The organism is Tabrizicola sp., from assembly GCF_051645465.1.
Taxonomy (GTDB): domain Bacteria; phylum Pseudomonadota; class Alphaproteobacteria; order Rhodobacterales; family Rhodobacteraceae; genus Tabrizicola.
The window spans coordinates 1-3,659 of the sequence record NZ_JBOFBI010000054.1 but is presented as its reverse complement, the minus strand read 5'-3'; the positions used below and the strand labels follow the sequence as shown (position 1 = coordinate 3,659).

General features: G+C 65.0%; 5 protein-coding genes and 1 tRNA gene. 2 read left to right on the top strand and 4 right to left on the bottom strand.

Features of this window, described 5'->3' with window-relative positions; genetic code table 11:
* Positions 1-40: 40 nt before the first annotated feature.
* From ACRCSW_RS03240 to ACRCSW_RS03225, 4 genes are all read right to left on the bottom strand, one after another.
* The gene (locus ACRCSW_RS03240) at positions 41-952 is read right to left on the bottom strand and encodes a pirin family protein (RefSeq protein ID WP_438702547.1); all 912 of its coding nucleotides are present in this window, start codon (positions 950-952) and stop codon (positions 41-43) included.
* A gap of 103 nt (positions 953-1,055) precedes the next feature.
* A complete protein-coding gene (locus ACRCSW_RS03235) occupies positions 1,056-1,361 on the bottom strand; it encodes a hypothetical protein (protein WP_438702546.1) in 306 nt (101 codons plus the stop codon).
* Between the two features lie 229 nt (positions 1,362-1,590).
* Positions 1,591-2,238: a GntR family transcriptional regulator gene (locus ACRCSW_RS03230; protein ID WP_438702545.1), complete on the bottom strand. Its 648-nt coding sequence runs from the start codon at positions 2,236-2,238 to the stop codon at positions 1,591-1,593.
* A 35-nt stretch (positions 2,239-2,273) separates the two neighbouring features.
* Positions 2,274-2,966: a M48 family metallopeptidase gene (locus ACRCSW_RS03225; protein WP_438702544.1), complete on the bottom strand. Its 693-nt coding sequence runs from the start codon at positions 2,964-2,966 to the stop codon at positions 2,274-2,276.
* Between the two features lie 123 nt (positions 2,967-3,089).
* On the opposite strand from ACRCSW_RS03225, the gene ACRCSW_RS03220 reads away from it, so the two are divergent.
* Positions 3,090-3,425, top strand: a complete 336-nt coding sequence (locus ACRCSW_RS03220) for a TIGR02300 family protein (protein WP_438702543.1) — start codon at positions 3,090-3,092, stop codon at positions 3,423-3,425.
* Positions 3,426-3,528: 103 nt separating this feature from the next.
* Positions 3,529-3,604: transfer RNA gene (locus tag ACRCSW_RS03215), tRNA-Ala, on the top strand.
* Positions 3,605-3,659: the final 55 nt, after the last annotated feature.

Genomic DNA, 3,659 nt, shown 5'->3' with positions numbered 1-3,659 from the left:
CCCCCCCCCCCCCTCCGACGCCTGACGCCCGGGCGGCCCCTCAATGCCCCGGACGAATGAACGTCCCGTTCCGCAGCTCGGCAAACGCCTGGCGCAGCTCGGCTTCCGAGTTCATCACGATCGGCCCGGCCCAGGCCACAGGCTCTTCGATCGGCGCACCCGAGATGAGCAGGAACCGCACCCCCTCCGGCCCGGCGGTCACGGTCACCTCGTCGCCCGGACCGAACCGCACCAGCGTTCGGTTGCCGGAAAGGTCGCGGATGTTGACCTCCTGGCCCATCACTTCCTTCTCCAGCAGCACGCCCTCGGGCCGCGCCGCATCGCGGAAACTGGCCGAGCCCTCGAACACATAGGCAAAGGCCCGGCGGCGGGTGTCGATCTTGAAGGCCTTCCGCTTGCCCGCAGGCACATGGATATCCAGGTACTGCGGGTCCGCCGCGATCCCTTCGACCGGGCTTTTCACCCCGCGCCAGTCGCCGATCACCACCCGGATCAAGGTGCCGTCATCCTCATGCCGCTCCGGCAGCGCCTCGGCGGGCATGTCCTGATAGCGCGGCACCGTCATCTTCAGCGCCCGCGGCAGGTTTCCCCAAAGCTGAAAGCCATGCATCCGGCCCTGATCGTCGCCTTTCGGCATCTCCTGATGCAGAATGCCCCGCCCCGCCGTCATCAGCTGCAACGACCCCGGCCCGAGGACTCCCCGGTTGCCCAGCGAGTCCCCATGCTCGACCGTCCCCGCCAGCACATAAGTGATCGTCTCGATCCCCCGATGCGGATGCCAGGGGAAACCGGCCAGGTAATCGCGCGGATGATCCCCCCGGAAATCATCGAAGAGAAGGAACGGATCGGCCTCAGTCGGGTCCTGGAAACCGAAGGCTCGGTGCAGATGGACGCCCGCGCCCTCGATATGCGGCTGGGCACGACGGGTCTCGATGACGGGGCGTATGGACATGGTTGTCTCCTGAAGCTTGCTTGGCACAGAAGATGGGTCCAAGCAGAGCAGCCGCCAAGGCGTAAATGCGGGGGACGTCTGTGCGCGAATGCACTATGCGCCTCTACGTCTGTCTCGCCTCAATCCACTCGGCCAACGAAGAAAATATGGCCGCAGCCGGCCAGATAGCATGCGTTTCTTGGCGACCGGTCCAAGTTAGATGAACCTCGGCTACTCGACCATCTGCGAGCCGAAAGATCGCATCATCCGACCCGCTTCTACGTCCGATAAGCAGCACCTTTTGTCCATACAGGCAGTGCATTGGCCCGATCTCGCGCAAAAGCTCGCGCTCCCAGCTTTGGCGTAGCTCGGCGAAGCAATCGGCGCCTTCCACCGCTTCCCAAGTCTCTGGCAACTCCACTTCTTCCATCTTTTTCTCGCCAAGCCGACCTGTCCACACAGTAAATCTGTACTTGCTGAAATGCTAAGGTCGATTCTCGCTCAAGCCGCTCTGCTGGCAACAGCAAGGCACAACCACTCCAGTAGCCTAAGCCCCTCAACCAGATCAAAGACGCGCTTCTAAAACTTACCAACCTGTTAACGCCCACCCAACAACCCCTTGATTTCCTTGTGGCCTTCAAGCGTAACTCAGCGTTACGCTACCCCGCCAGATGCCGCAGCCCCTGGGTCACATCGGTCCGGATCGCCAGCCTTAGGCCCGGCTCGTCCCCCGCCTTCAGGGCCGCCAGGATCATCCGGTGATGCTGCGGCGGCTCCCTCCGTTTCACCCTCGCATAGACCGCCCGCATGGTCGGCCCCAGCTGCAGCCAGACCGTCTCACACATCGCCAGCATCGCCGGGGTCTGGGCCCGAAGGTAGAGCGTCCGGTGGAACTCCAGGTTCGTCCGGACATACCCCACCGCATCCCCCTTAACAGCCGCTTCCCCGTTCGAGACGTTGATGGCCGCCAGCCTTTCGATCAGCGCAAAGTGGGCGCGGGGAAGGGCACGGGCGGCCATCTCGGGCTCCAGCAGCGCCCGGATCGCCGCAAGCTCCTCGATCCGCTCCGGGGTCAGCTCCGGCGTCGAAATCCGGCCCGAGGACGACAGCGTCAGCGCCCCCTCGGCCACCAGCCGCCGCACCGCCTCCCGCGCCGGGGTCATCGAAACGCCGTAGCTCTTCCCCAGCCCCCGCAGCGTCAGGGGCTGGCCGGGGTCCAGCTCGCCATGCATCACCTGCTGGCGGAGCGAGCGGTAAAGCCTTTCATGCGCCGAGGCATTGGGGTCGGTCGGTCGGGGGGTCAGCATGATCGTCGCAGGGAAACACCCCGGCCCCGCGCGGGTCAATCCTGAAAGCGCAAGCGATGCAGCACCTGGCCGTTCGCATGGAGCCACGCCCGCTGGACCTGCCAGTCCGGGCAGATGCGGGAGACGACCGCCCAATAGGCCGGCGAGTGGTTGAGCTCCACCAGATGCGCCACCTCATGCGCCGCGACATAGTCGAGGACCGGCGGCGGCGCCATGATCAGCCGCCAGGAATACATAAGCCGCCCATCCGGCGAGCAGGACCCCCAGCGCGACCGCGTGTCGCGGAGCGCCAGGGTGACGTACCGGCGCCCGACAAGCCCCGCGTAGTGGGTGGAGGCCCTTGCCAGCCGGTCGCGAGCCAGAACCTCAAGCCAGGCCGCAACACGGGCGCCCACGGTCTCGGGATCGCCCGGGACAAGGAGGCGGCCCTCGTCGGCCCGGATGCCGCGGCCTGTTCCCGGGGCAAGCAGAACCTCCCGCCCCTCCACCGGGATGACCGAGCCAAGACCAACCGGGCGGACGGCAGAGTCCGGCATGCCTTGCAACGTCTGCCGCAGCCAGCCCTCGTGACCCCGGAGGAACGCCAGCGCCTCGCCCTCACGTGCCCTTAATGGCATGGACAGCGTCACCTTCCCGTCCAGCCGCGACACTCGCAGAGAGAATCGCCGCGCGCGGGCGGACCGCTTCAGATGCACCTCGACCGGCGGAGGCCCTGGCAGAACCGGCATGAAAACCCCTTGAAACCTGACCGGACGATAGCCACTTCCCCGGTCGCACGAAAGGCTTTGACAGTCGCCTGCACCTGTGGCAAGCGACCATTTTCCCGTTACCCACCACTCAAAGGGATGACCATGCCCAAAGCAGAATGGGGCACGAAGCGTATCTGCCCGACCACCGGCAAACGCTTCTACGACCTGAACCGCACCCCGATCGTGAGCCCCTACACGGGCGAGGTCGTGGACATCGAATCCGTCCGCCGCAAGATGGCCGCCTCGGTCATTTCGCGCGCTGTGCCCGAAAAGGACGACGACGTTCTGGTCGAGGATCTGGAGACCGAAGACGCGCTCCTCGACGGCGCTGTCGCCGACGATGCCGAGATGGACGACGATCTTCTGGAAGACGATGCTGACGACAATGTCTCGCTCGACGACCTGGCCGATGTGCCGGGCGACGAAGAGGAAGTTTAAGGTATTCGCCGGGGCCGCAGGGGCGGAAATTCCCCTTGCGCCCTCCGGTGAGCTGCCCTAAACACCCGGCATCGCGACGGCGACGGCGCGGGGTCTCTCCGGTGGGGTCATAGCTCAGATGGGAGAGCGCTTGAATGGCATTCAAGAGGTCGGGAGTTCGATCCTCCCTGGCTCCACCAAAGAGACGGACTAGTTTACTGATTTAAATGACTAAATTTGGACGTTACGCTTTTG